Origin of the sequence: Actinoplanes teichomyceticus ATCC 31121, assembly GCF_003711105.1 — a bacterium.
GTDB lineage: Bacteria > Actinomycetota > Actinomycetes > Mycobacteriales > Micromonosporaceae > Actinoplanes > Actinoplanes teichomyceticus.
Genome location: NZ_CP023865.1, coordinates 3293629 through 3319505, shown reverse-complemented (window position 1 = coordinate 3319505; position 25877 = coordinate 3293629). Strand labels below are relative to the sequence as shown.

Here is a 25877-nt window from a genome sequence, read left to right as displayed (position 1 = left end):
GACGTACCGCATCGCTCCGATAAAGGTTCCCGTAAGGGCACCGTAAGGAACTGAAACGGAAAGCTTCCGAGGATTAAGCATGCATTAAGTGCATTGACCGAGGTATTGCTTCGACCAAGACTTGCACTCGCTCGGGACACGAGCGAATCCCCTCACCTCACGACGGCGCTCGACCGGGCACCACCCGGCAATCGGCGTCGTGAGCATCCGTGCAAGGAGCACCGTTGAAGCACAAAGTCGCGGTGGCGACCGGCCTTGCGGCCGTCACCGTAGCGGGGTCCATCGCCCTGACCATGCCGCAGGGAAACGCGGCCACCACGAAGCCCCCCACGGCGACCACGGCCGAACCGGTGCCGACCACCCTCGCCACCTCCCGCGCGACGACGTCGGCGCAGGCGCTCGTGGCGAACAAGCCCAAGATCTTCTTCAAGGGTGGCCGCGACAAGCTCGTCCGGCGCCAGGTGATCAGCCAGAACGGCCTGCAGTACGTCGCCTACGAGCGCACCTACCGGGGCCTTCCGGTGCACGGCGGCGACGCGGTCGTGGTCACCGACACCGCCGGCACGGTGCTGGGCAACTACGTGGCCCAGGAGCAGGCGCTGACGGTCGGCACCTCCGCGAAGGTCAGCCCCGGGGCCGCCGCCGCGACCGCCCGTAAGAAGCTCACCACCGTACGGACCACGGGCAAGCCGACGCTGACGGTCGTCGCGCAGGGTGCCGGTGTCCTGGCGTACGAGGTCGTCGTCAGTGGCACCAAGCGCACCGCGCAGGGAACCGCGCCCAGCAACCTGCACGTGTTCGTGGACGCCGCCACCGGCAAGGTCATCGACGACCTGACCCGTGACGACATCGTCGACGCGACCGGCCGCGGCGCCTACTACGGCACCGTGAACATCGACACCCGGGGCTCGGGCGGCAGCTTCAGCATGAACGACCCGACCCGGCCGGGCCTGGCCTGCGGCGGGCAGAACGGCGCGCCGTTCACCAGCACCACCGACACCTGGGGCAACGGCAGCGCCACCGACCTGGTCACCGGCTGCGTGGACGCGATGTACGCCGTCCAGCAGGAGTGGAACATGCTGCGCGAGTGGCTGGGCCGCAACGGCATCGACGGCAACGGCCGCGGCTTCCCGATCCGGCAGGGCCTGGCCGACGTCAACGCCTTCTGGAACGGCTCCCGCATCGAGATCGGCCGCTCCTCCGACGGCCGCCGCCTGCTCAACAGCATCGACGTCGTCGGTCACGAGTTCGGGCACGCGATCAACCAGTTCACCCCCGGCGGCTCCAGCGGCGGCAACGAGGCCGGCGGCCTGAACGAGTCCACCGGTGACATCTTCGGCGCGCTGACCGAGTTCTACGCCAACAACCCGAACGACCCGGGCGACTACACCACCGGTGAGGTGGCGAACCTGACCGGCAACGGGCCGATCCGCAACATGGCCGATCCGTCCAAGCTCGGCGACCCGAACTGCTTCTCCAGCAGCATCCCGTCCACCGAGGTGCACGCCGCGGCCGGCCCGCAGAACCACTGGTTCTACCTGCTCGCCGAGGGCTCGCGTCCGACCAACGGCCAGCCGGCCAGCCCGACCTGCAACAACAGCACCGTGACCGGCATCGGCATCCGCAAGGCCGGCCAGATCTACATGAACACGCTGATGCGCAAGACGAGCGGCTGGACCCACGCCAAGGCCCGCGCGGCCTCGGTGGCCGCCGCCGCCCAGCTGTTCGGCAACGGCCCCGAGTGCGCCACCGTCAAGGCCGCCTGGAGCGCCGTCAGCGTCCCGGCCGGCAGCGGCGAGCCCGCCTGCACCGGCGGCAGCACCCCGACGGCCGGTCCCACGGCGACCGGCAGCCCGACCGCCGGCCCGAGCGCCACCGGCGGCCCCGCCCCGACCCAGTCGCCCACCGGCGACTGCCAGGCCGGGTTCTCCTCGCACGACAGCGGCGCGGTCACCACCGGCCAGACGGTCGCCACCGACACGTTCACCGCCGGCCGCGGGCGCCACACCGCCTGCCTCGCCGGGCCCAGCGGAACCGACTTCGACCTGTACCTCGACAAGAACGTCGGCGGACGGTGGGCGGTCGTGGCCCGCTCGACCGGGGAGACGTCACGCGAGGCGCTGTCCTACACCGGCACGGCCGGCACCTACCGGTACCGGATCGTCTCGTACAGCGGTTCGGGCAATGCTGTTCTCGGCTGGAACGTTCCCGCCGCGAGCTGACCGTCGGCATCGGGCCGGGGTGGCGCCGCGCCGCCCCGGCCCGATGCCGGCCCGCCATCACGACGATCCTGGAGACACCGCGGTGCGACAGTCACACACCTCCGTAGTGCTTGCGGCGCTGCTGCTTGCCGCCGCTGCCGGCTGCGCCGAGGGCGAGCCGGCAAGCGGGCCGTCCTCGGCCGCCACCACGCCGCCGCCGGTGGCCACCTCGGCCACCGCGCCGCCGGTGCCCTCCGCGCCGCCGGAGCCGGGGGCGACCACGGAACCGGCGGCGACCGTGAGCAATGCGTTCCCGCTCACCGTCACCCGCCGCGGCGGGTTCGCCGGCCTCGACGAGAGCGCCTCGATCGCCGCCGACGGGTCCGCCACCCTCACCCGTGAGGGCCGGGCGCCCGAGCCGGTACGGGTGCCGGCCGCCACCACCGCCGAGCTGCGGCGGCTGTTGAGCACGCCGGATCTGGCCGCGCGGGCCGCGCCGTCACCCGGGGCGCCGGTGTGCGCCGACGGCTACGAGTACCGGTTCGTCACCCCGTCGGCGACCACGGTCGTACCGGACTGCGGGGGCGGGCACGGGGCCGCTCTCGACCGGCTCCTGAGCATCAGCGCGGGCCTGTTCGCCCGCTGACGGGCCTGGGCGGCGTCACCGGCACCCGTGCTGCCGGTGGCGCCGCGTGCCCGCCCCTTCGAGGGGTGCGGTGATGCGTACCGGGCCAGGCGGGTGCACCGACTGGCCCACGCTCGTGTCAGTCGATGGAGAAGGTGTAGTTCTTGCCGTAGTCCGAGTCGTACGCCGAGCACCCGGTGGGCGGGTAGGGAACTCCGATCGTGAACCACGTCTCGATCTGCTGGGCGTTCGCCGGAACGTCGATGCGGATCGGGATCGCCTCGGCGCCCTGGTTCACCGGTGTGGACCGCACCGGGCCGCCGTCGAATCGGTAGAAGGCGTCGATCTGCCAGGCGGGGTAGCCCCGGTAGGTGGTACGGCACTGCGGGAGCCGAGCCGGATCGTAGTCGATCACCAGGGCACCGCCCTGGCGCAGCGACCCGGTCAGGGTCTCGGACCAGTCGGCCTGGTAGGTGGCGCGGGCCAGCACCGGCGGCTGGTTGATGTCGAACTGGTAGTTCGCGCCGTGGTCGGTGTCCTCTTCGTGGCATCCGGTGCGGTCCTCGCCGACGAACCACATCTGCAGGTGCCGGGTGTCCGGGCGCAGTTGCAGGATGCCCAGGCTCCTGACCGTGGTGTCCGTGCCGTCGGCCGTCACTCTTGCGGTGACCGGGTACACCCGCACCTGACCTCCGTCGATGCGGTACTGGACCGAGATGCCCCAGGAGTCGCCGTACTCGTCCGTGCCGCGGCACTTGGACAGGCGAGCCGGATCGAAGTCGATCTGGACGGGACGGCCGGACTCGATGACTCCCTCGACCGACGTGCTTCCATCGGCGTGGAAGTGCAGCACAGGCGCACCCGTGCCGGCCGGGGACGGGCTGGCGTCGGCCGGAGCGGCGAAGACTCCGGCAGCGGCGATGAGCGCCGCGGCCACCGTCAGCACACTACGCGGCATGCGTGACATGGTCATGGACTTTCCTTCCTGACGACGAGCGCGAATCCGGGACCGCCGAGCGTCATGCGGAGGAGAGAACCTGACGCTCGTTGCGGGTCGCTCGTGTGGGAACGCTGAGAGCCTGGGGCGTGACGCGATGGCGGTGGTGCGGCCGACGTCACGGCCGGACGGCGATGTCGGGTACGCCGATGACCATAGTGGAGTGGGCACGGAGCTTTGCAAGTTCTTTCATTTCTTGGAAGTGAACGCCATGTGGCGACATTCAAGATTGACGATCAGTCGAGCCGGCTGGCGGTACGGTGGCCAGCGTCTTCCCCATCGACTTCACCGCGATGAGACAGTGGACACTCACCATCGCCGTGCCGGGGACGACCACGGACCGGCCAGCAACGAGCGTCGCTGCGCCGCGCGCGCGGAAATACGGCCCGCGTCTGCAAGAATTTGCAGGATTCGGGACACCCGCACCGGTCCACTCAGGACGGCGCCGGCCGCGCTCGTCGAGCGCGGCGACGCGAGCGTCCCGAGCCATCGATGATCGTCGCCACCCGCGCCCGGCCCCGCGGACGATTCCCGCTCAGCCGAGCGCCACCTCCCGCCGGGCGCGCGCGGCGCGGGTGAACTGGTCGTCCCAGCGGCGCGGGAACGGCAGCATCCGGTGCTTCGCGCGCCACGGCGCCGCCTGGCGTACCGCGTTGAAGCCGGCCGCCGTGACGATGCGGGCGGCTCGCTCGAACAGCGGCCAGGCCGGGTACGTGGCGAGGTGCCCGACGTCGTCCGGAAGTCCGCACGGGCGGCGCGGCGCGGCCAGCACCAGCCGGGGCCGCTCCCCCTCCAGGGCGGCGCACTCCCGGGCGTACCCGATCAGCTCGTCGATCTCGGCGTCCGGGCCGCTGTGCAGAATCAGCCAGGCACCGTGCGCGACACCCCCATCCGGGCCGACCCCGGCCGGCGGGTCGGTCAGTGACAGCGGAGCGACCGCGGCCGAGGTGCGCGTCAGGTGGGCGCCGTGCGCGCCGGTCACCGGCTCCACCGTCCAGGTCCGGTCGAAACGGATCGGGTCCGGCGGCAGCAGCTCGCGGTACGCGTCCCAGCGCAGCAGCCGCGCCAGGTGCACGGTGCGGGTGCCCGGCGGCACCGATGCCGCGCGCAGTTCCCCGCGGATCCCGGCCGGGAACGCGTCGACGACCAGGGTGTCCGGGCGCAGCTCGCGCAGCACCGCGGCCGGATCGGCGCCCGGCGGCAGCGACCGCGGCCGGTGCGGGCCGAGCACCCGCGGATCGGCGCCGAACGGCGAGGTGGTCAGCACCGTGGCCGGCTCGTCGGCGTGCACGGTGTGCAGGTAGGCCCGGACCCGCGTCAGGTGCCCGAGGCCGCCGCCCTGCGCATAGCAGACGATCACCGTACGGCGGCCAGCACCCGCAGGTAGCCGTCGGTCTCGGCGGCCACACCGAACCGTTCCCGGACCCGCCGTGCCCCCGCGGCGCCCCGCGCGGCGAGCTCGTCGTCGCCGGCCAGCGCGGCCCGGTGCACCGCCGCCCGGCAGGCATGTTCGTCACCGGCCGGGAACCGGAAGCCGATCTCCTCGTCGACCAGGTCGGCCAGCCCCCCGGCGTCCGAGGCGAGCAGCGGGACGCCCAGCGCCGCGGCCTCCAGCGCCACGTTCGGCAGGCCGTCGTAGAACGACGGCAGCGCCACCAGGTCGCACGCGGCGTACACGCTCAGCAGCTGGTAGCGGTCCTGGAAGGGCAGCACCGTGTACGCCGTCTCCGGGTGCGCCCGCAGCCACGCGTCGATGCCCGGCTCCAGCTCGCCGGCCAGCACCACGTGGAAGCGCTGCGCGTGCCGGCCGGCCCGCACCGCGTCCAGCAGCAGACGCACGCCCTTCTTGCTCTTCAGCTGGCCGATCACGCCGATCGTGCGGCGGTCCGGGGCGACGTGCTCGGCGCGCCACGCCGCCGCCTTCTGCCGTTCCGACGGCAGGATCTCCCACTGATCAGTGTCGATGCCGTTGGCGATCCAGGTGACCGGGGTCGCCGGCGCCAGCGCGGTCACCAGCGGGGCCGTGCCGGCGGCCACCACGCAGACGTGCGCCGACGAGCGCAGCGCCTCCAGCACCACCGGCTGGCGGCGCAGCGAGAACATGCCGGTGTCGAAGTCGTTGCCGCGCAGCAGGGTGACCAGCGGCAGACCGGCCCAGGCGGCGTAGACCGGCGCGGCCAGCAGCGGGTAGACGCCGCCGAACGCGACCACGTGGGTGTACCCGCCGGCCTGCGGCACCAGCGTGGTCCACAGCAGGCGCAGCGCGTGCTCCGGGTCCTCACCCAGCGGCACGGTGTGCAGCCGGCCGCCCGGCTCGTGCGACACCCGCGGCGGGGTGGCGCGGCGGCTCAGGTGCACCACGTCGACCAGGACGCCCGCCTGCCGCAGCCCGCGCACGATCCGGTCGCAGGAGTTGGCCATCCCGCCCGGGCTGGGCGGGTAGTTCTCGGTGATCCAGAGCAGCCGCATCAGCTGTCCACGAGCGCGTCGTCACCGTCGTCGAGGTAGTCCTGGTCCGCCGCGGACCCCGGGTCGAACGCCGCCCGGTCGTACGCGTCGAACCCGGCGTACCAGCCGGTGTCGCGGTACTCGGCGGAGCTGCTGTGCCGGTACGCCCGGCGCCGCTGCGCGGCGGCCGCGGCCGGATGCCCGACCTGGTTGCGGGCGGCCGCGCACTCCGGGCACAGCCCGCCGTCGGCCACGTGGTCGGCACAGATCGGCCGGCCGCACGCCGGGCAGCCGGCGACCGCCATCTGCCCACACTTGCCCAGCGTGAAGAAGCCGGTGGTGACCGCGCAGGGAGTCATGCGACACCTCGTTGTCCGGCGCCGGGCTGCGGCGTCCAGCGGAACGGCTCGACGGCCACGGTCAGGATCCGGTGGACCTGCTCCGGCCCACTGGCCGGCAACCGGGACAGCTTGGCGGTGGCCAGCACGCTGCGGCGCGACCCCGGTCGCAGGACCACCCCGATCCAGCGTGGCGGCGGTGTGGCGGGCCGCCGGCCGGCCACGTTCTTGGGCAGCCTCCGGCGTACCCGGATGGTCTGGCTCAGTTTGCTCTTGCGCTTGGACTTGTACTTGCCGCGCGGGTTGCGTTTGGTGATCCGGCGGCGGCATTCCCGGTCGACGACCAGAATCTCCAGAACGCTGCCGTCGCGCAGCTCGCCGCGCATCCGCAGCCACGGGTCCACGGTCCGGGTCTCGGTGGCCGACCGCAGCGGCGGGCGCACCGGCAGGTCGCGCGGCGCGCTGGTCTTGCCGGGCGCGTCGGGACCGCGCAGGTCGGCGGTGACCGACAGGGTGCCGTCCGGCCCCAGATCGGAGCAGAGCTCGACGATCAGCGGCACGACGACGTCCACGGCGCGCTGCGGCAGCGCCCACTTGCGGCGCCGCACCAGCCCGTGCCGGGCCAGGCTGGCGGTCAGCGCGGCCCAGCCGGCCGCCGGCAGCGCCGCGGAGAACGCCCGGTCGAAGATCAGCGCCTGGTGTACCGGATGGAAATCCGCGATGGCGGCCTTCTGCCTGCGCCAGAACATGACCGGACGGTATCAGCGGGCCTCCAGGCGGTCGTAGACGGCCGCCAGCCGAGCCCGTGCGTGTGCCCAGGTGAAGCCCTGTTCGACGTGCTGCCGGGCCTGCCGGGCGAGGTCCGCGGCGGCCTGTGGGTACTCCAGCAGCACCCGGACGGCACGGGCCAGCTCGGCCGGGCGGTCCGGCGGCACCAGCCGCCCGTGCTCGCCCAGCACCTCGCGGATCACCGGCAGGTCGGAGGCGACGACCGCGGTGCCGGCCGCCATCGACTCCCACACCTTGATCGGACTGCACCCCTGCTGGACGTTGCGCGCGCTGGCGGTCAGCGGCGCGACCGACACGTCGGCGTGCGCCAGCCAGGCGGCGACCTCACGGTGCGGCAGCGTGTACCGCCAGAGGACCCGGTCGGCGATGCCCAGGCGTTCGGCGAGCCGGTGCAGGGGGCGGGCCCGTGCCGGTGGCACCGAGGAGCAGATCACCAGCGTCAGGCCGGTCAGGTCGGCCAGCCGGGCGAACGCGCGCAGCAGCACGTCGACGCCCTGCCACGGTTGCAGCGCGCCGACGTAGACGAGGTACCGGTCCGGGGCGCCGGCCGGGCGCGGCAGGCCGGCCGGCACCGGGTCGGCGCCGTTCGGGATCAGGTGGACGCGCTCGGCCGGCACGCCCCGGCCGATGACCGCCCGCTCGATGACCCGGGACGGGACGACCACCGCGTCGGCCCGCGCCAGGCAGGTCCGCTCCAGGTCGGCGATCTTGGCGAGGGTGGTGGGCGCGGCCCGGGGCCAGGCGTACGGCAGCTCGATCGAGGGCAGGCCGTTGGCCTCGTAGACCAGGCGGGCGCCGGTGTCCAGGGCGGGCAGCGCGCCCCACGGGTCGCGCACGTGGCACAGCCGCAGCGTGGCGCGGTGCGCGGCGAGGCGCTCGGCGACCCAGGCGGAGAACGCCTCGGCGCGGTCCAGCAGGTTCGGCACCACCGCGCCGAACCGGACGATCTCCACGCCGTTCTCCCGCTGGTACCCGGGCAGGCCCCCGCCGCCGAGCACGCAGAGCAGGCCACCGCCGTAGCGGGTGAACAGCTCGGCCGCCATGTGCCGGATGTGCACGGCGGAGCCCTTGGCCGACGGGAAGCGGTCGAACGCGATGTAGGCCGCGCGGTGGAGGTCAGGCACGGCTCGGCTCCCGGCGCTCCCGGCCGGGCCGGTGCTGGTCGCGGCCCGGCCGGTGCTGGTCATGGTCGGTGTCGCGGCCGGGCCGGTGCTGGTCATGGTCGGTGTCCCGGTCCGGCCGGTGCTGGTCATGGTCGGTGTCGCGGCCGGGCCGGTGCAGCTCACGGCCGGGGTCGCGGCGTTCGCGGTGCCAGGCGACCTGCCGGGCCAGTCCCTCGTCCAGGCCGGTCCGGGCGGTCCAGCCGAGCAGCCGCGCGGCCCGGTCGGCGCCGGCCCAGGTGCGCGCGACGTCACCGGGCGCGGCGGCGGCCGCCACGGTCGGCGCCGGGGCGCCGAGCAGCGTACCGATGCGCGCCAGGGCGTCGCGGACGCCGACCGGGACCGGACTGCCCACGTTGAGCACGGTGCCCGGGGCCAGCGGCGCCCGCGCCGCGCGCACGGTCGCCTCCACCACGTCGCCGACGAAGGTGAACGACCGGCTCTGCCGGCCGTCGCCGTACAGCGGCGCGGGGACGCCGTCCAGCGCCGCCTCGATGAACCGGTGGAAGGCCATGTCCGGCCGCTGCCGCGGCCCGTACACGGAGAAGTAGCGCAGGATGACGGTGGGCACCCCGTCCCGGGCGGCGGCCCGCTGCGCGAGCCGTTCCGCCACGGCTTTCGATCGCGCGTACGGGCTCTGCGGCGAGATCGGGTCGTCCTCGGCGCAGGGACGCTCGGCGCTGCCGTACACCGAGGAGCTCGACGCCAGCACGAACCGCGGGCGCCGTCCGGCGGGCCGGGCGGCGCAGGCGGCCAGCAGCCGGCCGGTGGCGGTGATGTTGTCCCGGTACGCGTCGGCCGCCCCGCTCCCCCAGGAGCTGCGCACCCCGGGCCGGCCGGCCAGGTGCAGGATCGCGTCCGCCCGCACGAGCGGCGCCAGGTCGTCGGTGGCGAGATCACTGTCGGTCACCGGCACGCCGGCTCGGGCGAGTGCGGCGCGGTTGGCCACGGCGGCCTCCGGTGACGCGGCCCGGCCCGGCGCGTCGACCGCGAGCACGTCGTGCCCGGCGGCGGCGAGCGTGGCGACGAGATGGCTGCCGACGAACCCGGCCGCTCCGGTCACCACTACCCGCACCAGCGGCACTCTAGCCGACGGGCGACGGCGGCCGTCCCGCCCGCCGGCCGGCGCGACGGCCGCGGGCGCTGCCGGCAGCGTCCGGCGCTGGTTCGCGCCGGCCGTCGTGGGGCCGCGTCAGCACGCCGGCGCCGGCGGCGGCCACGTCCCCGGCGTGCGGATCGCGGAACGCACCCGAACCGCTGCTGGCACGGCCGGCGTCCGGCGACGAGGCGTCGGAACAGGAGCTCGAACTGTCCGATACGCAACGCTGTGCATTGACACCGGGCTATCGGTGACAGGGTGGGGGCCGTGGAGATCCTGGTACTGGGTCCGCTGACCGTGCGGCACGGCGGGCGGGACGTCGTCGTCCGCGCCGCCAAGGCGCGCGCCGTGCTGGCGTACCTGGTGGTGCATTGCGGACAGCTGGTTTCCTTCGATGCCCTCGGCGCGGAGGTCTGGCCCGACGGTCCGCCGGTGAGCGCCACGAACACCCTGCAGACGTACGTGTCCCAGCTGCGCCGCCTGCTCGAACCGGAGCGCGGCCCCGGCGACAAACCGCGCGTGCTGCGCTCGGTCCCCGGCGGCTACGTGCTGGATCTGCCGCCGGACCAGCTGGACAGCCGCCGGTTCGAGGAGGCGGTGCGCCGGGGCCGGGCGGCCCTGGAGGCGGCGGAGTACGACAAGGCCGCGGATCTGCTGCACGCCGCCCTCGGCTGGTGGCGCGGGGCCGCGTACGGCAATGCGCCCGGTGACAGCGCACGGCGGGAGGCGGCCCGGCTGGAGCAGTGCCGGCTGGTGGCCACCGAGCTGCGGATCGACGCCGATCTGGCGCTGGGCCGGCATGCCGAGGTGGTGGGCGAGCTGGAGGGCCTGGTGCTGACGAACCCGTGGCGGGAGGAGCCGGTGGCGCAGCTCATGCTGGCCCTCTACCGGTCCGGCCGGCAGGCCGACGCGCTCGGCGTCTACCGCGCCGCCCGGGCCCGCCTGGTCGCGGAACTGGGCGTCGAGCCCGGCCCCAAACTCCACCGGCTGGAGCAGCGGATCCTGCGGCAGGACCCGGATCTCGGGATCGACGACGCCCGGCGCGCGTTGCCGCCGCCACCGGTGGCCCGGTCCCGGGCACGGCCCACGGCGCCCTCCCGAGCGGCGCGCCGGCCCGGACGGGGACGGATCGCCGCGGTGGCCGTCCTGGCGGTCATGGTTGTCGCCGGGCTGGGCGCGCGTGACCGCGGGACGCCGCACGCGCCGCCCGCGGATGGGATCTTCGCGGAGTTCGACGTGGCCGTCCGGCCCGGCATCGGCTACGACCTCGACATCCCCGCCGGGCAGCCCAGCGACTGGCATGCCACCAACGACCCGCGCTCGCCCGACTACCACCATCTCGACCTGTACCGCACCAGCCCGGACGCGCCGCACGACCAGATCTCCGGGGTCGACCTGACCGAGACCAACGCCTTCAACGCCGTTCACGCGGTCAATCCCGGCGACCCGCCGCAGGTCTGCCGCGGCCTGTCCCGCAAGGGCGGTGGCAACGTCCGGCTGGCCGGGCTGGCCCCCGGCGCCGAGATGTGCCTGCGCACGCATGCCGGCCGGTGGGCGCTGCTCACCGTGATCCGGATGCCCGAACGCCGGCAGTCGGTCCTGCCGCTGCACGTCACCGTCCTGAACGACTGAGCGTTCCCGCCGGCGCACGGTCGCCGGCGGGAACGCTCACGCGATCAGCAGCTCCGCTGGGCCACGCACGGGTCGAGCACCCGCAGGTGACTCCACACCGCCGAGGTCCAGTCCAGGGTGGGATCGGGGTCGCCGGGACGGTTGTAGAGCTTCGCCACGTACGAGGTCACCCCGTCGGCGGTGTACGGCTCCCAGTTCGCCCGCCCGTAGGCGAGCCAGGGGTCGGGCCGGCCGAACGCGGTGTACTGGTTGCCCGACTCGGTCTCGATGGAGAACAGGTTCTGCGAGCCGGTGTCGCCGAAGTACATGCCGTACTCGGCCATGGCTCGCAGGAAGACCTTCTTCCAGGGCTGCACCGGCAGCGCGTCGATCTGCTGCGGCGTCATCGCCAGGTGCAGCAGAGCGCCCATGGGCGGTGCGTCCACGGTGTTCGCGCAGGTCCTGCCCTTGCCGCGGGCCGGGTACACGAAACTGCCGTTGTCACAGTCGATCACGATGTTCAACGCGTGGTCGATCCGGCCGGCCTGGAGCTCTTCGGCGCGTACCCGGCCGGCCAGCCCCGCGAAGTGCGCGGCCGTACCGTGCCCGACGCCGGTGGGCTCGCAGTTGGTGCCGTCCGCCGGCACGCCGGGAGGGCATTCGCCGACCACGCGTGACCGGCCGCCGAAGGAGATCTGCAGGGTGCCGCCGGGCGCGGGCAGGCCGCTGCCGCGTACCTGCCACATGTCGTACGACCATCCGGTGCTCTGATCCACCACGGTCAGATGCCGGTCCGCGCCGGCCGGCGCCGACCAGCCGCCCTCCGGCGCGGCCTGCGCCGGGATGCGCACGCTCATGCCGTCGATGGTGCAGGCGCCGCCGTACGACAGGCAGTCGATCACGTACGACGGATCACCCGGCTGCGCGTAGTAGGTGGGCTCGCCGCCGAGACCGCTCGGATCCGCGCTGATGTGGCCCGGGTAGTCCCGGGCGGAGATGTCGCCCAGGATCCGCGCCCTGATCGCGTCGGAGCGCTGCTGGCTGCCGCCGATGAGCCGCGGACTCGCCGGAAGCGGCGTGTTGAACGGGCTGCTCGCCTCGAACGGCCGCCAGCAGGCCGGCGGCCACGCCCCGGGGCCGAAGGAGCCCCAGCCCGGTGTGCACGCCGGGCCCGGGCTCACCGCCGCGGATGCGTACGCGGCCCGCACGTTGCTGTCGCCGCCCCCGGCCGTGGTGAACCGCAGTCGCAGATCGTCCAGATCAGCCTGACCGATTCCGGTCGCGCTCACCGAACGCCAGGCGAACCCCGCGCCGGCCGCCACCGTGGTGGCCGCCACCGCCCGGCCGGACGTCACGAGTTCGGCCGACAGCTGGGTGGCGCCACCGGTGTTGGCGTAGAACCAGCCGGTCACGGCGGCCGTGCCGGCGGAGAGCGGCGTGCTGCCGAGCGTGACCTCGGTACGCCGGCCGGCGCCGCTCGCGTAGATGTAGTCGGCGGCGGACACCGACGCGGGCTGCACGACGGCGTCGTCGAGCGCGGCCCACGCCGGGCCCGGCGTGCCGCTGGACCACTCCCGCACGACGTCCCCGTCGGGACGCAGTACCACGCTGGTGTCCACGGTCGTGGCCGCCGTATCCGGTGATGCTGCCACGGCGGGTCCGCCCGGAGCGGTCGATGCGAGCAGCAGAGCCGCGGCCAGGACGACGGGGCGGGGCGGCGATGCCATTGGAACCTCCATGCCGTAGGGAGCGAAGGGTTTTCTCCACCGTGGCGACGGCGCTGGAGAGGCGCTGGAGAACGGGGTGAGAAAACCTTGAGCGGCCCCGGTGGATGCCGGTGGGCCCGTGCCGGCCTCGGGCCGACCGCGGCGGCGGTCACGTCGGGCACGGTGGTCGATGCATTCGCCGACGTGATGGCCAATAGAGAGCGCTCTTTTGCGGCCGATTGCGAAGAGAGCGTTCTCCGGCGGCACTTTCTCCTTCGTACTGTTGACAAAGTTAACTGTTAATCGTTCTGATGATTATCGGCGGGCGTCGAAGTCTCGCCGCACTTCCCCGCTCATCCCCCTGCGTTCAGGAGTGACATGAAGATCAATAAGAGATCCGCCGTGGCGGCCGCGACGGTGATGCTGGCGCCGCTCGCCGCGATCGTCCTGCCGGCCGCCCCGGCCGCCGCACACGGCTGGATGACCAGCCCGCCGAGCCGCCAGGACCAGTGCGCCACGGGCGTCGTGGCCAACTGCGGCCAGGTGGCCTACGAGCCGCAGAGCGTCGAGGCGCCCAAGGGCGCGCGGACCTGCAGCGGCGGCAGCAGCTTCACCGTCCTGGACAACGACGCCGCGGGCTGGCGGGTGAGCAACATCGGCAGCACGGCGTCGTTCACCTGGCGCAACACCGCGGCGCACCGCACCCTCAACTGGCAGTACTACGTCGACGGCCAGCTGCACCAGACGATCAGCGGCAACGCCTCGCAGCCACCGTCCACCGTGTCGCACACCCTGACGAACCTGCCGGCGGGCCGCCACAAGATCCTCAGCGTCTGGAACATCTACGACACCGCGAACGCCTTCTACGCCTGCGCCGACGTCAACGTCGGCGGCACCGGCGGCCAGCCCGGCACGCCGCCGACCGGGCCCACGACGCCGCCCGGCGGCGACTGCGCGCCCGCGTGGTCCGCCTCCGCCGTCTACACCGGCGGCGCCACCGTGTCGCACGCCGGGCACCTCTGGAGCGCCCGCTGGTGGACCCAGGGCGAGGAACCGGGCAGCGGCGGCCAGTGGGGCGTCTGGCAGGACAAGGGCGCCTGCTGACCGGTGACCACCCGGCCGGGCCGCGCGGCCCGGCCGGAACCGCCGGAACCGCCCGACCATGGAAGGCCAGAACGATGATCGTCGCTCGACGGGTCGCCGCCGCGATCGCCGTGGCCGCGTCGCTGGGCGCGGCGGCCTGCTCCGCTCCGGCGCCGCCGCAGCAGGCGCCGGCGCCGGGCGCCGCATCCGGGGAGCACCACCATGCCGCCGCGGCCCCGGGCACCGCGACGGCGCACGGGCAACCACGCGGACGCCTGGTCGTACACGCCGACCACCAGCTCCGCCCGGTGCTCGACCGGCTCGCCGCCAGCTTCGAGGAGGCATTCCCGCACACCGACGTGCTCGTCGAGTACGGCGCCGGCCATGCCCGGCACCTCGCCGGCGGCGCCGCGGTGGACGTCCTGGTCACCGGCGACCCGGCCGCCACCGCGGGCGCCGCGGCCCACGGCGCTTCCGTGACCGTCGCCCGCGACCCGCTGGTGCTGGCCACGGCCCGCACGACGACCGGGACCACGGCCGCGGACCTGCTGCGGCCCGGCGTCCGGGTGGCCCTGTGCGCCACCGGCACGAGCTGCGGCGACGCCGCTCGCCTCGGCACCGGACGGCATCGCGTGACGGTGCGGGCGGACGGGCGTGGCGCGGTGGCCGCCGTGGTCACCGGAGCCGCGGACGTGGCCCTGGTGCACCGCACCGACGTCGTCGCGGCCGGCGCCGATCTGCGCGTCGTCGACTTCCGCGAGGGCCTGGAGCACGCCGACCGGTACGTCCTCACGGTCGCCGCGCACAGCCGGAACCCGGTCACCGCGGACGCCTTCCGGGCGCTGATGACCTCGGCGCTGGCCACCCGGGTCTTCTCCGACGCCGGGTTCACCGCAGCCTGACCGCACCGCAGCGCGCGACAAGGGCGTCCCGCGCTCAAATCAATCGATGCTTATCGATGTTAGGACGGAGTGTCATCATGACCAGGTCATTACGCCGTGCCCTCGGGGCCGGCGCCGCAACGGCGATCGCGGCGGCGGCGATGCTGCTACCGCTAGCGCCGGCGTCCGCGGCCACGCCCTGCGCTCCGGCGTGGAACGCCACCCAGGTCTACACCGGCGGCGCCACCGCGTCGTACCAGGGCAGGAACTACTCGGCGAAGTGGTGGACCCAGGGCGACGTGCCCACCGCCGGCGGCCAGTGGGGCGTCTGGACCGACAGGGGCGCCTGTGACGACGGAACCGGGCCGAGCACGCCGCCGAGCTCGCCGTCCACCCCGCCGACCTCACCCTCCACCCCGCCGACCGGCCCGTCCGGCGACAAATGGGTCGTCGGCTACTTCGCCGAGTGGGGCGTCTACGGCCGCAACTACCACGTGAAGAACATCGACACGTCCGGCTCGGCGTCGAAGATCACGCACATCCTGTACGCGTTCGGCAACAGCGCCAACGGCCGCTGCTCGATCGGCGACTCCTACGCCGACTACGAGAAGGCCTACCCGGCCGACCAGTCGGTCGACGGCGTCGCCGACACCTGGGACCAGCCCCTGCGCGGCTCCTTCAACCAGCTGCGCAAGCTGAAGAAGAAGTATCCGCACCTGAAGGTCATCTACTCGATCGGCGGCTGGACCTGGTCAGGCGGCTTCACCCAGGCCGCGCAGAACCCGGCCGCGTTCGCGGACTCCTGCTACAACATGATCGAGGACCCGCGCTGGGCCGACGTGTTCGACGGCATCGACATCGACTGGGAGTACCCCAACGCCTGCGGCCTGCAGTGCGACACCAGCGGCCCGGACGCCTTCGACAGGGTCGTCTCGGCCCTGCGTGCCAAGTTCGGCCAGAGCTACCTGATCACCGCGGCGATCACCGCCGACGGCAGCGACGGCGGGAAGATCGACGCGACCGACTACGCCACCGCGGCGCAGAAGCTCACCAAGATCTTCCCGATGACCTACGACTACTTCGGCGCCTGGGCGGACAAGGGCCCCACCGCCCCGCACTCCCCGCTCACCTCCTACCCGGGCATCCCCACCGCCGGCTTCCACTCCGACGCCGCGATCGCAAAACTGAAGAGCAAGGGCGTCCCGGCGGACAAGATCCTGCTCGGCATCGGCTTCTACGGCCGTGGCTGGACCGGGGTCACCCAGGCGGAACCCGGCGGCGCCGCCACCGGCGCGGCCCCGGGCACCTACGAGGCCGGCATCGAGGACTACAAGGTTCTCAAGAACAGTTGCCCGGCCACCGGCACCGTAGCCGGCACCGCGTACGCCAAGTGCGGCGGCAACTGGTGGAGCTACGACACCCCCGCCACGATCGCCGGGAAGATGAGCTACGCCAAGCAGCAGGGTCTGGGCGGAGCGTTCTTCTGGGAGTTCTCCGGCGACACCGCCAACGGTGAGCTGATCACCGCCATCCGCAACAACCTGTAACACCGCGGGAAACGGGGAGCCGGCCGTCCCGGCTCCCCGTCCGCGCGCCACCACGCGATCACCGGCGGCCGCTTCCGGCGCGGGGACGCGGACCGGGTCAGAGAAGAGACTCGATGGCGCCGAGCGGTTCGGCGTCGCGGCCCAGCGCGGCGGGGACCACCGTCAGCCCGGCGGCGGCGCTGGGGGCGCAGTGGCGGTGCAGGGCTTCCCGCACGCCGTCGACCACGAACGCGCCCGGTTCGGTGTAGCGGCCGCCGACCACGACGACGGCCGGGTTGAGCACGTCGCACAGAGGCGTGACGGTCCGCCCGATCAGACGGCCCGCGTCGACCAGGGCGCGCCGGGCCGGGCGGTCGCCGGCGACAGCGAGGGCCACCAGCCGGTCCTCGCTGAGCGAGCCGAGACGGGGCCGCTCCAGCAGCGCGCCGAAATAAGCCGGAGCGAGGAAGGCGCTCAGACATCCGCGGCTGCCGCAGATGCAGAGCGGCCCGATCTCCCGGACGTTGAGGTGACCGACCTCGCCGGCATAGCCGATGGCGCCCTGGTGCATCCGCCCGCCGGCCACGATGCCGGCGCCGGTGAACTGGTCGGCGCGCAGGTAGAGCACGTCGCGGGCGCCACGGGCGGCGCCGCGCCGGGCCTCGGCGAGGGCGCACAACTGGGCGTTGTTGTGGACCTGGACGGGACGCCCGAGCACCGCGGCGATCTCTTCGGCCGGGGAGAAGCCGGAGAACATCGGCAACACGCTGCGGGCGCCGAAGCGGCCGGTGAGCGGGTGTACCGGCGACGGCACGCTGACGGCCACCGTGGCGTGCGCGCCGTGCCGGTCCATCAGCTCGCGGGCGAACTCGGCGGCCGTGCGCATCAGCTGCAGCGTTTCGTGACCGGCCGGCAGGGGCCGGAAGCCGTCGTCGATCACGCGGCCCGCGCCGTCGGCGACCACCGCGCGGACGCCTTCGGGTCCCAGCGCCAGCCCGAGCAGCACCCCGGCCGCGGCGGCCAGCCGGAAGTGCGGCGAAGGCCGGCCGGAGCGGCTCGCGCCCGGGGGGCACGGCTCGACGACGCCGTCGTGGCAGAGCTCGGCGAGCAGGTCGACGACCGCGGCCCGGGGCAGCCGGGTGAGCCGTACGATGTCGCTGCGCGCGGTCGGCCCCCGCCCCCGCAGCACATCGGTGATCATGTCGCGGCGCACGAGACGTTCCCGCCGCGCCGGCGACAGTTCCCGCCGCCGCGCGGCAGCGGCCGGCGCGACCGCCGCGGACGACCCGGCCGGCGGGGGATCGCCCGCCGCCGGGGCCGCGCCATCCCGGCTGGTCAGACCCTCACCCGCCGCCGGGGCCGCGCCATCCCGGCTAGCCGGGGCGTCGGCCGCGGGGACGACCGCCGCCGGTGCGAGGGCGAACGGCGCGACGGGCCCGGCACCCGCTCGGGTGAAAGCCCTGTCCCCCCGGGCCGACGGTGTGGCCCGCAGCGCGGCCGCCACCGCCCCCAGCAGCGCCGCCCGGCCACCGAGCGCGCTGACCCGCACCTGCGTGCTCTGCGCCACCTCGGGCTGCGCATACCGTCGCAGCGAGTCCCGGACCCCGTGCACCAACGGCCCGTCCGGTTCGATCAGCGGTCCGTCCAGCACCACCAGCGACGGGTTCACGGTGTTGGCCAGATCCGCCACCACCCGGCCGATCATGCGCCCGGCGTCGGCCAGGACCCGTTCGGCCGTCGCGTCGTGCCGGGCCAGTTCCACGGCCCGCGCGGCGGTGAGCGGCTCGCCGTACGTCGCGGAGAGCGCGGCCAGGATCTCCCGTGGTGACGCGATCGTCTCCAGGCAGCCACGGTTGCCGCACCGGCAGAGGGCGCCGGTCTCGTCCACCTGCACGTGGCCGATCTCGCCGGCCACCCCGGTCGCGCCGGTGTGCGGCACACCGCCGAGCAGCAGACCGCAGCCGATCCCGGAGGCCACCCGCAGGTGGCAGACGTGCTGATGCCCGGCGGCGACGCCGTACCGCACCTCGCCGAGCACGCACAGGTCGGCGTCGTTGCGCACGGTCACCCGGTGGGCGAGTCGGCGCCGCAACTCACCGGCCGCGGCGATGCCGGACCAGGCGGGCAGCACGCTGCTGGACTGGACCACGCCGCCGCTGATCGGGGCGGACAGGCCCACCACGGTCGACCAGACCCGGCCGGCGGAGGAGACGAACTCGGCGATCGCGTCGAGCACGACCTGCGGGTCGGCGGTGTCCACCCGCAGGTGGCGCTCGGCGCGGGGACGACCGGCCAGATCGACCGTGACCACGTGTACGCCGTCGGCCTCGACGACCGCGCCCACCACACCGCCGGCGGCGGCGGCCACGGTGACCGAACGCGCGGGCCGGCCCGCGCGGGTGCCGTCCGGCACCGCCTCCTCCTCGGCCAGCAGCCCGGCCGCGACCAGCTCCGCGACCAAGCCGTTGACCGTCATCCTGGCCATGCCGGTGCGGCGCACCAGGTCCGCGCGGCTGATCCGGCCGGCGTCACGGACGGCGGCGAAGAGCAGATCGCGGCGGACTTGGTGAACGCGGCGGCCACCGGCGGGCGGAGACATACGGCGAGCCTAACCTGCGGTTTTGCCGAAGCTGGACATAATCCGCCCCCGACGGCGACCGGGGTCACGCCCAGTCGGCAACAAAACCGGCACAACGCCGGGCGAGAAAGCGGAGGCCCAGACGAATCCTGACCATGAGCAGCGCTGACGCCCCTGGTTCAGCGCACATCGAGTCGATACCTTCAGCACACGCGGCGTTAACACACCGGAAGCCGGCCCGGTCGCGCCCGACTCCCCTCCCCCCGACCATCGAGGTGTGCGATGACCACTGTCTCGTCCCGGCCGGCCACCACCACGGCCGTTCCCCCCGCACCGGACGCACCCGCCCGGCTGATCGTCGCGATGGCGCTCGCCCAGCTCGGGGCGTACCTGACGATCCTCACGCCGGTCGTGGTGACCATGTCCATCCGGGTCTCCCAGATCGCCCCGGACGACAAGGCCGCAGCCCTGGGCACCGTGCTGTCCGTCGGCGCCGTCCTCGCGCTGCTCGGCAACCCCTTCTTCGGCGCCATGTCGGACCGCACCACCTCCCGCTTCGGCCGCCGCCGCCCGTGGCTGATCGGCGGCATGGTGGTCGGCTTCGCCGGCCTGCTGGTCGTCGCGCTCGGCGGCAGCGTGCCGGTGCTCACCGCCGGCTGGGCGCTGGCGCAGCTCGGCGTCAACGCCACCCTGGCCACCCTGACCGCGCTGCTGCCGGACCAGATCCCGGCCCGGCAGCGCGGCAAGGTCAGCGGCATCCTCGGCCTGATGACCTCGGTCGCGATCCTGGCCGGCAGCGCGCTCGCCGCGGCCCTGGCCGGCAACGCCCTGCTGATGTTCGCGGTTCCCGCCGCGATCGGGGTGGCCACCGTGGCCCTGCTGGTGACCATCCTCAAGGACCGCCCGGCCGAGAAGGGACACTTCGCGCCGTACCGCCTCGGCGCGTTCCTGCGAACCTTCGCCGTCGACCCGCGCCGCCACCCGGACTTCGCCTGGAACATCCTGAGCCGCTTCCTGCTCTGGATGGGCCTCTCCTCGCTCACCACCTACCAGGCCTACCTGCTGATCGACCGATTCGGATACACCAGCGGCACCGTCGCCAACGGCATCCTGCTGGCCACGCTGATCACCACGGCGGGCCTGGTCGCCGGCTCGGCAGTGGGCGGCACGCTGTCCGACCGCACCGGGCGCCGCAGGCCGTTCGTGTTCGGCGCGGGCCTGGTCATCGCCGCGTCCCTGGCGGTCATCGCGTTCGCCGGCAGCTTCGGCGTCTTCCTCGCCGCCTGCGCGCTGTTCGGCCTCGGCGAGGGCGTCTACCTCGCGGTCGATCTGGCGCTCGCCACCGACGTGCTGCCGAACCCGGACGACGCGGCCAAGGACATGGGCGTGCTCAACATCGCCAACGCCCTGCCCCAGTCGCTGGTGCCGATCCTGGCCGCGCCGATCCTGGCCATCGGTGGCGGCGACGCGAACTACAGCGCCCTGTTCCTGTCCGGGGCGGTCGTGGCCGTCGCCGGATCGCTGCTGGTCCACATGGTTCGCGGCGCCCGCTGATCCCGCCCCTCCCACACCGCCGGGGAATCGGATCGCTGCTGGTCACGATCCGCGGCGCCCGCCCACACCCATACCGCCTGGAGACACGACGATGCACCCCTACCAAGACCCCACCCGCTGTCTCGACGACCGGGTCGGCGACCTGCTCTCGAGGTTGAGCCTGGCCGAGAAGGCCGGCCTGATGTTCCACACCATGATCATCGTCAACCCGGACGGCACGCTGCACGAAGGCGACGCGATGGTCGCCTCCGCCACCGATCTGGTCGCCGGCAAGCTCATCAACCACGTCAACATCCTGACCACGGGGCCGGTCGCGCCGCGCAGGATCGCCGAGTGGCACAACCGGATCCAGGCCCTCGCCGAGTCCACCGGACCCGGGATCCCGGTCACCGTCTCGACCGACCCGCGGCACGGCGTCATCGACAACCCGGCGGCCTCGGCGGCGGCGGGCGGCTTCTCCGCCTGGCCGGAACCGATCGGCCTGGGCGCCACCAAGGACCCCGATCTGGTACGCGAGTTCGCCGACATCGCCCGCCAGGAGTACGTGGCCGCGGGCATCCGGGTCGCCCTGCACCCGATGGCCGATCTCGCCACCGAGCCGCGCTGGGCCCGCACCAGCGGCACCCTGGGCTCCGACGCCGACATGGTGTCCGCGCTGCTGACCGCGTACATCCAGGGTCTGCAGGGCCCGGCGCTGGGCCCGGACAGCGTGGCCGCGATGGTCAAGCACTTCCCCGGCGCCGGACCGCAGATGAACGGCGAGGACGCGCACTTCCCCTACGGCCGCGAACAGGTCTACCCGGGCGGCATGTGGGACTACCACCTCAAGCCGTTCGAGGCCGCGTTCGCCGCCGGCGCCGCGCAGGTCATGCCGTACTACGGGATGCCGGTGGACACCGAGCACGAGCAGGTCGGCTTCGGCTTCAACCGCGGCGTGATCGAGGGCCTGCTGCGCGGCCGGTACGGCTTCGACGGCGTGGTCTGCACCGACTGGGGCCTGGTCACCGACGCCGAGATCATGGGCACGCCGATGCCGGCACGCGCGTGGGGTGTGGAGCACCTGGACCGGCTGGGCCGCATCGAGCGGATCCTGCAGGCCGGCGCCGACCAGCTCGGCGGCGAGCAGTGCCCGGAACTGATCGTCGAGCTCGTCGAGCGCGGCCGGGTCAGCGAGGCCCGTGTCGACGTCTCGGTGCGCCGGATCCTGCGGGACAAGTTCCGCCTCGGCCTGTTCGACGAGCGCCGGTACGTCGACCCGGACGCCACCGCGCGCGTCGTCGGCCGGTCCGCGTTCCGCGCCGCCGGTCTGGAGGCCCAGCGCCGGTCCCTGGTGGTCCTCGACAACGACGGCGTCCTCCCGCTGACCGAGGGCGCCGCGGTCTATCTGGACGGCGTCGACCCGGCAGTCGCCGCCGGCTACGCCGAGGTGGTCGACGATCCGGCCCGGGCCGACGTGGCGATCGTCCGCCGCGCCGCGCCGTTCGAGCCACGCGGCGGCGGGTTCGAGGCGTTCTTCCACGCGGGGCGCCTGGAGTGGACGGCCGACGAACTGGCCCCGGTGCTCCAGGTCGCCTCGACCGTGCCGACCGTGGTGGACGTCTGGCTGGACCGGCCGGCCGTGTTGACCCCGCTCACCGGGCAGGCCGCGGCGCTGGTGGGCAGCTTCGGATCGAGCGACGAGGCGCTGCTGGACGTGCTGTTCGGACGTTCCCCGTCGGGCGGGACCCTGCCGTTCGAACTGCCGTCGTCGATGGCCGCGGTGGCGGCGTCACGGGAGGACGTGCCGAACGACACGGCCGATCCGCTGTACCCGTACGGTCACGGCCTGATCATCTGAGTGCGGCGGCCCGGGACGTCGGCCGAGCGGGTGGCGTGCAGACGGTGCCGGGCGAGAGCGAGCCAGCCGGGCGTGCCGTAGGCGGCGACGAGGTCACGCCCGGCGCGGCGCCACGGTTCGGCGTCGCCGGGTACGCCGACCGCCTCCAGATAGTTGTCGTCGGCGACGACGAACTGCCGGCGGTACGGCAGCAGCACCCGACCGTCGGCGCCGGCAAGGAACGCACTGGCCTCGGCGTATCCGGTGAACCAGTGGCTGAGCAGTCCGGCGCAGCGTGGCGCGTGCCAGAAGGCGCCCATGTCGTCGCCGGTCACGGCCTCGCCGCCGAGCACCCGCCGGGCCTGCTCCCAGCCGTCGAAGCCGGCCTCGTTGGCGACCAGGGTCAGGCAGTGCCGCAAGCGCCATTCGGCCACCGGCGACGGGACACGCCCGAGTCCGGCCCGGGCCCGGTCGATGAGGCCGACATCGCCGCGCCGGGCGGCGTTGAGGCCCAGTCGCGCGCGAGTCTTCAGTTCGGCGACCAGCTCGTTCACGCCGGCGCCCCGAAGTCGGCGAACGGCGTGCCGGCGTGGACCGCGCAGTGGTGGCGCCCTTCGGTCCACGCCATGGTCTCCGGATGGGTGAACCAGTAGAACGGTGCGCCACGGTCCAGGCCGTCCAGGACCCGCCGGGCGAACGCGTCGGCCGGTTCGGCCTCGCGCACCGCGGTACGCATGAACGTCTCGAACGGGTTCGGCCCGGCCGGTGCGGCCTGCGTGGCCTCGGCGTAGCGGTGCACCGCGGTGATGTCGGTGCGCACCAGACCCGGGCACAGGGCGTGCACCCCGACACCGCTGCCCTGGGCCTGGTAGTAGAGACCCTCCAGCGCGCTGAGCAACGCCGCCTTGGTGGCACGGTACGGGCCCGCGCCCGGGTAGCTCTGCAGGGCCGCCGCCGACACGGTGACCACCGCCTTGCCCCGGCCGGAGACCAGGTGCGGCCACCACAGGCGCAGGGTGCGCAGCACGCTGACCACGTTGACGTCCCAGGCCCACTGCCACGCCTGCTCCGGCGCGGACAGCACATCGCCGGCGACGCCGACTCCCGCGTTGGCGAACAGGTGATTCACCGGTCGCGCCGCCAGCGACTCCGCCAGTTCGCGCATGGCCGCTCCGTCACGGACGTCGAACCGGTGCGCCTGGACGCGGTCGTCGAGGCGGCTGGTGTCGCGGTCGACGGCCACCACCTCGACGCCCCGGGCGAGCAGAGCCTGCGTGAGGGCGTAGCCGATGCCGGAACCAGCGCCGGTGACCACGGCCAGGGAGGGCAGAGAGGACATGACAACTCCACTGCGTTTCCGATGGCCATCCGCGTGTGGCCGAAAACGACTCGTGAGGGTTGTCGAGGAGACGACGATCGTGTGGGGAGGGTGAGAGCCTCTTGCGCGGGCAGGCGCCCCTCAGCACCTGAGGCACCCACTGTAGCCGACGTCCTGACGCGGTGGTCGACCGCCTCCCCCGGCGAGTGCCCGGTCGCGTGACTCGCCGGGGCGGGCGGGATGCGCGGCCCTAGAGCCGGCGCCGTTGCCGCCGGTATCGCGCACGCGGGTCCCGCATGAGCCGCCTGCTGACGACCAGGGCCAGGCCGGCGCCGACGGCGGCGAGGAGGGCGATCACCGGCGCGCTCACCGACGATGACGGGGTGTCGGATCCGGCCGCGGAGCGCACCGCCGCCAGGTCGGCGCCGGCCTTGGCGGCGGCGGTCGTGGGCGCCGGCACGGTCGGCAGAGCGGCGAAGTCGACGATGCCGCTGCTCTCCAGCAGCGTCATGTGCGTCATGACGAACTGGTTGGCTCGCTGGGCGAGTTTGCGCACCGTGTCGTTGCGGGTGCCGGCCCGGATGGTGGCGATCGCCGGGAAGATCTTGCCGTGTGCCGCGCGGAGCCGGTCGATGTAGATCTGGTCGAATTCCTCGCCCTCGGCTGCGCGCATCTCGGCCAGCCATGTCTGCTGGTCCTTGGTGGGCACGTCCGGCAGCGGGACGTCGAGTTTCTTCGCGGCGTCCCGGACCAGCCGGTCCAGCACGACATGCTGAGCGGCGATGTCGCGTCCGATCGCCCGGACCCTGGGGTCCGTCGACTTCTGCTGAGCCATCTCGCCCGCGGGGATCTCCCACAGCCCGGCCAGGCGGACCTTGACCGCGAAGTCGCGGTCGGCGTCGGTGACCTCGCCTCGGCCGCGGTCGGACAGCAGGTCGTTCGGCGGGACCGGCACGCCCGGCTCGGCCCGTGCCGGCTGCGGGCCGAGCAGTGTCAGAGCCGCCGCGGCGAGCGCCGCACCACCCAGCCGGCGCCAGCGCACCCGGCGATCAATGGCGAACACGTCAACCTCCTCGGACCTCGGTCGTAATTGATCTCGACAAGCAGCAACACGGATGGCGACCGCGTCGGGATCAACCGGCGCACGTGGAGTTCGGCTTGCAGCGCGAAGCGACCGGGCTCCCGGCCGACAGCGCGTCAGCAGCCGGTGGTGGGTGGCCTGCGACGGCGACGGGACCGGCTCATGGCGGTGGCACAGACGCCGGCGAAGCGGCCGACGGCCGCAAACCGTCGAACAGGACGGCCACCGGACACGGCTTGAAAGAAATTTCATTGCAATGTTTGGCCGCTCCAGCGGTGGAATGTGGCGCAGTCATGACACATAGATGCAGCTCACAGCTTGGGCGATGAGCTTGACCCGAGGTGCCTTCCCGTCCAAGGTGGAGTTTGCCGCCCCGCAGCCAAGCCTGTGGGACCGCAAGATGTTCCAGTTCTTGCGGAAGACGGTAGACCCATTCTTCCCAGGGAGATCCGCATGACGAACCGCACCACCGTCCGCCTCGGCGTGGTCGCCACCGGCCTGATCGCGGGTGTTCTCGGTGTCACCGGACCGGCTCTCGCGGCCCCGGCCGCCGTCGACAACGTGCCCGTGACCGCGAGCGCCGCCGACGTCGCCCCCATCGCGGCCACGTTCAACGTGACCGCGGACTTCACCACCTGGGGCCAGAACGTGTACGTCGTCGGCAGCATCCCGGCGCTCGGCGCCTGGGACCCGGCCAAGGCCGTCCCCCTCGCCACCACCCGCACCACGTTCCCGACCTGGACCGGTGGCGCCGCCCTGCCGCCGAACACCTACATCGAGTTCCAGTACATCGTGAAGAACCCGGACGGCAGCGTCGCCCGCTGGGAGAAGGGCCCCCGGCAGAACCGGATCACCATCACTCCGCCGACCGGCACCTACCTCACCCACGACACCTACGGCGGGTACTGATCGGCTCCGGCCGCGCCGAGGGATATGTCGCAGATATCCCTCGGCGCGGCACCGGCCTCATCGTACCGATCGGCGCCCCCGAAGCCGCCCGTCGCGCCCCGCCACGGCATCGCCGGCTTCGGCATGTTCCGCCGCCGCGCTCCTTTGACAACGGAAT

General features: G+C 73.5%; 21 protein-coding genes. 9 read left to right on the top strand and 12 right to left on the bottom strand.

Annotated elements, in window-relative coordinates; genetic code table 11:
• The first annotated feature begins 224 nt into the window (after positions 1-224).
• Together ACTEI_RS14870 and ACTEI_RS14865 are read left to right on the top strand one after the other, a co-directional pair.
• Positions 225-2222 (top strand): M4 family metallopeptidase, encoded by a 1998-nt coding sequence (locus tag ACTEI_RS14870; RefSeq protein ID WP_122978206.1) that lies wholly within the window; start codon positions 225-227, stop codon positions 2220-2222.
• Positions 2223-2328: 106 nt separating this feature from the next.
• Positions 2329-2847, top strand: a complete 519-nt coding sequence (locus ACTEI_RS14865; protein WP_164465960.1) for a hypothetical protein — start codon at positions 2329-2331, stop codon at positions 2845-2847.
• Positions 2848-2965: 118 nt separating this feature from the next.
• Here the strand turns inward: ACTEI_RS14865 and ACTEI_RS14860 are convergent, their stop codons facing one another.
• The 7 genes from ACTEI_RS14860 to ACTEI_RS14830 all read right to left on the bottom strand — a co-directional run bounded on the left by ACTEI_RS14860 (position 2966) and on the right by ACTEI_RS14830 (position 9633).
• Complete coding sequence (locus ACTEI_RS14860; protein WP_145831072.1) at positions 2966-3799, bottom strand: DUF6209 family protein; 834 nt, start codon at positions 3797-3799, stop codon at positions 2966-2968.
• Between the two features lie 559 nt (positions 3800-4358).
• Positions 4359-5183 carry a hypothetical protein gene (locus ACTEI_RS14855; RefSeq protein WP_122978203.1) on the bottom strand — a complete coding sequence of 275 codons (825 nt, stop codon included), beginning with the start codon at positions 5181-5183 and terminating at the stop codon, positions 4359-4361.
• Positions 5180-6292: a glycosyltransferase family 4 protein gene (locus ACTEI_RS14850; protein WP_122978202.1), complete on the bottom strand. Its 1113-nt coding sequence runs from the start codon at positions 6290-6292 to the stop codon at positions 5180-5182. Before ACTEI_RS14850 ends, ACTEI_RS14855 begins: the two co-directional genes overlap by 4 nt.
• Positions 6292-6630: a hypothetical protein gene (locus ACTEI_RS14845; protein ID WP_122978201.1), complete on the bottom strand. Its 339-nt coding sequence runs from the start codon at positions 6628-6630 to the stop codon at positions 6292-6294. Before ACTEI_RS14845 ends, ACTEI_RS14850 begins: the two co-directional genes overlap by 1 nt.
• Complete coding sequence (locus tag ACTEI_RS14840) at positions 6627-7358, bottom strand: hypothetical protein (protein ID WP_122978200.1); 732 nt, start codon at positions 7356-7358, stop codon at positions 6627-6629. Before ACTEI_RS14840 ends, ACTEI_RS14845 begins: the two co-directional genes overlap by 4 nt.
• A gap of 12 nt (positions 7359-7370) precedes the next feature.
• Complete coding sequence (locus ACTEI_RS14835; protein WP_239082607.1) at positions 7371-8522, bottom strand: glycosyltransferase; 1152 nt, start codon at positions 8520-8522, stop codon at positions 7371-7373.
• Positions 8515-9633: an NAD-dependent epimerase/dehydratase family protein gene (locus ACTEI_RS14830; protein ID WP_122982153.1), complete on the bottom strand. Its 1119-nt coding sequence runs from the start codon at positions 9631-9633 to the stop codon at positions 8515-8517. Before ACTEI_RS14830 ends, ACTEI_RS14835 begins: the two co-directional genes overlap by 8 nt.
• 291 nt (positions 9634-9924) lie before the next feature.
• On the opposite strand from ACTEI_RS14830, the gene ACTEI_RS14825 reads away from it, so the two are divergent.
• Positions 9925-11289, top strand: coding sequence for an AfsR/SARP family transcriptional regulator (locus ACTEI_RS14825; RefSeq protein ID WP_145831073.1), 1365 nt, complete (start codon positions 9925-9927; stop codon positions 11287-11289).
• A gap of 44 nt (positions 11290-11333) precedes the next feature.
• Here ACTEI_RS14825 and ACTEI_RS14820 read toward each other — a convergent pair whose 3' ends face one another.
• Positions 11334-12995 (bottom strand): hypothetical protein, encoded by a 1662-nt coding sequence (locus ACTEI_RS14820; RefSeq protein WP_145831074.1) that lies wholly within the window; start codon positions 12993-12995, stop codon positions 11334-11336.
• Between the two features lie 357 nt (positions 12996-13352).
• On the opposite strand from ACTEI_RS14820, the gene ACTEI_RS14815 reads away from it, so the two are divergent.
• The 3 genes from ACTEI_RS14815 (at position 13353) to ACTEI_RS14805 (ending at position 16485) form a co-directional block, all read left to right on the top strand.
• On the top strand, positions 13353-14078 hold the full coding sequence (locus ACTEI_RS14815) for a lytic polysaccharide monooxygenase (protein ID WP_122978197.1): 726 nt from the start codon (positions 13353-13355) through the stop codon (positions 14076-14078).
• 74 nt (positions 14079-14152) lie between these two features.
• A complete protein-coding gene (locus ACTEI_RS14810) occupies positions 14153-14959 on the top strand; it encodes a molybdate ABC transporter substrate-binding protein (protein ID WP_122978196.1) in 807 nt (268 codons plus the stop codon).
• Positions 14960-15036: 77 nt separating this feature from the next.
• Positions 15037-16485: a glycosyl hydrolase family 18 protein gene (locus ACTEI_RS14805; protein ID WP_122978195.1), complete on the top strand. Its 1449-nt coding sequence runs from the start codon at positions 15037-15039 to the stop codon at positions 16483-16485.
• Between the two features lie 97 nt (positions 16486-16582).
• Here ACTEI_RS14805 and ACTEI_RS14800 read toward each other — a convergent pair whose 3' ends face one another.
• Entirely contained in the window at positions 16583-19063 is a 2481-nt protein-coding gene (locus ACTEI_RS14800; RefSeq protein ID WP_122978194.1) for an ROK family protein, read from the bottom strand.
• 261 nt (positions 19064-19324) lie between these two features.
• Between ACTEI_RS14800 and ACTEI_RS14795 the strand changes: the two genes are divergently transcribed.
• Both ACTEI_RS14795 and ACTEI_RS14790 read left to right on the top strand, forming a co-directional pair.
• Entirely contained in the window at positions 19325-20596 is a 1272-nt protein-coding gene (locus ACTEI_RS14795) for an MFS transporter (RefSeq protein WP_122978193.1), read from the top strand.
• A gap of 91 nt (positions 20597-20687) precedes the next feature.
• Positions 20688-22433, top strand: a complete 1746-nt coding sequence (locus ACTEI_RS14790) for a glycoside hydrolase family 3 protein (protein WP_122978192.1) — start codon at positions 20688-20690, stop codon at positions 22431-22433.
• Here ACTEI_RS14790 and ACTEI_RS14785 read toward each other — a convergent pair.
• The 3 genes from ACTEI_RS14785 to ACTEI_RS14775 all read right to left on the bottom strand — a co-directional run bounded on the left by ACTEI_RS14785 (position 22415) and on the right by ACTEI_RS14775 (position 24793).
• Positions 22415-22966 carry a hypothetical protein gene (locus ACTEI_RS14785; RefSeq protein ID WP_122978191.1) on the bottom strand — a complete coding sequence of 184 codons (552 nt, stop codon included), beginning with the start codon at positions 22964-22966 and terminating at the stop codon, positions 22415-22417. The two genes, ACTEI_RS14790 and ACTEI_RS14785, sit on opposite strands and share 19 nt — an antisense overlap.
• Positions 22963-23751, bottom strand: coding sequence for an SDR family NAD(P)-dependent oxidoreductase (locus ACTEI_RS14780; protein ID WP_122978190.1), 789 nt, complete (start codon positions 23749-23751; stop codon positions 22963-22965). Before ACTEI_RS14780 ends, ACTEI_RS14785 begins: the two co-directional genes overlap by 4 nt.
• A gap of 229 nt (positions 23752-23980) precedes the next feature.
• Positions 23981-24793 carry a DUF4142 domain-containing protein gene (locus ACTEI_RS14775; RefSeq protein WP_239082606.1) on the bottom strand — a complete coding sequence of 271 codons (813 nt, stop codon included), beginning with the start codon at positions 24791-24793 and terminating at the stop codon, positions 23981-23983.
• Positions 24794-25264: 471 nt separating this feature from the next.
• Here ACTEI_RS14775 and ACTEI_RS14770 point away from each other — a divergent pair, with 471 nt between their 5' ends.
• On the top strand, positions 25265-25720 hold the full coding sequence (locus tag ACTEI_RS14770; protein ID WP_122978188.1) for a carbohydrate-binding module family 20 domain-containing protein: 456 nt from the start codon (positions 25265-25267) through the stop codon (positions 25718-25720).
• Positions 25721-25877: the final 157 nt, after the last annotated feature.